Origin of the sequence: Sulfitobacter sp. HI0129, assembly GCF_001635395.1 — a bacterium.
Classification (GTDB): Bacteria; Pseudomonadota; Alphaproteobacteria; order Rhodobacterales; family Rhodobacteraceae; genus Sulfitobacter.
The window spans coordinates 1-1,478 of the sequence record NZ_LWGH01001114.1 but is presented as its reverse complement, the minus strand read 5'-3'; the positions used below and the strand labels follow the sequence as shown (position 1 = coordinate 1,478).

1 protein-coding gene is annotated in these 1,478 nt (G+C 58.8%); it reads left to right on the top strand.

The features are described from left to right. Positions 1-195 precede the first annotated feature (195 nt). Positions 196-1,398, top strand: a complete 1,203-nt coding sequence (locus A3764_RS23420; protein WP_067268427.1) for an IS256 family transposase — start codon at positions 196-198, stop codon at positions 1,396-1,398. The last annotated feature ends 80 nt before the right edge of the window (positions 1,399-1,478 follow it).

Sequence of the window (1,478 nt, the reverse complement as noted above, 5' to 3'; positions counted from 1 at the left end):
TGGGTTAGATTCCAATGATGAAACAAGAACGACAGGGTCCTGTCCCAGGGAGAGGTGTAACTTCTGGTAGCGCTTTTGGTGGCGTCCGCGCCCTTCATGAGGCGCCGTAGGACGTCATCAAAGGCGCGGTGGTCATCGGTGAATTTTCGGTAAGGTCGGGTTGCGAACATCAACCTGAACCGAAGGAAGACCCCGATGACCAAACCTATGATGGACCTGAAAGAGCTTGTCGAGAAGAGCGCGGATGCCGATCTTCTTCGAGATATGATCGGTTTTGCCGCCGAAAGGCTGATGGAATTGGAGGTTGGCGCAAAGACCGGTGCCGACTATCATCAGAAGACGCCGGAGCGGAAGGCGCAGAGAAACGGCTACCGCGAACGCGATTGGCAGACGCGGGCCGGGAACGTGGAACTGCGGATTCCGAAGCTGCGCACCGGCAGCTATTTTCCTTCTTTCCTGGAGCCGCGGCGGGCGACAGAGAAGGCGTTGAGCGCGGTTATTCAAGAAGCTTATGTCCATGGCGTCTCAACCCGTTCCATGGACGATCTCGTGCAGGCAATGGGCGGGACCGGCATCTCGAAGAGCCAGGTTAGCCGCCTGTGTGAAGAGATTGATGAGCGGGTTGATGCATTTCTCACCCGTCCGATTGATGGCGAATGGCCCTATCTGTGGATTGATGCGACTTATCTCAAGGTTCGTCAGGGCGGGCGTATCGTCTCCGTTGCCGTCACCATCGCCGTCGGCGTCAATACAGACGGCCGCAGAGAGGTGCTGGGCATGTCCATCGGCCCGTCCGAGGCCGAAACCTTCTGGACGGAGTTTCTGCGCGATCTGGTGCGGCGCGGGCTATGTGGTGTGAAGCTGGTCATCAGTGATGCCCATGAAGGCATCAAGGCCTCAGTCGCACGCGTGCTGAACACGAGCTGGCAGCGTTGTCGGGTGCATTTCCAGAGGAACGCTCTTGCGCATGCAGGCAAGAGTAGCCGACGCGTCGTCTCCGCCTTTATCGCAACCGCTTTTGCACAGCCAGACCATGCGGCGGCGAAAGTCCAATGGCGCAACGTCGCCGACCAGATGCGGTCCCAGCTGCCCAGGCTCTCTGGGCTGATGGATGATGCCGAGGAAGACGTGCTCGCCTACATGACCTTTCCCCAACAGCATCGGACGAAGTTGCATTCGACGAATCCGATTGAACGTTTGAACGGCGAGATCAAGCGCAGGACAGACGTCGTCGGGATCTTTCCAAATGAGGCTGCCATACGACGCCTCGTCGGCGCCATCCTCATGGAGCAGACCGAAGAATGGACTGTGCAGCGTGCGCGATACATGACGCTGGAAACCTTGGCACCGGTCTGCGATGATCCCATCATCAGCCTGCCTGCAACGCAGACGGACTGATCAGCTCGGCCGTCGAAAGCGCCCGGCCAGCCGCGAGTTACACCACGCTATGGGGCATGATCCGCACCCTTGGCGTAAGG

What these genes read in the sequence shown, in the direction of transcription:
- A3764_RS23420 (WP_067268427.1), top strand. Translation starts at nt 196, where the DNA reads ATGACCAAACCTATGATGGACCTGAAAGAGCTTGTCGAGAAGAGCGCG.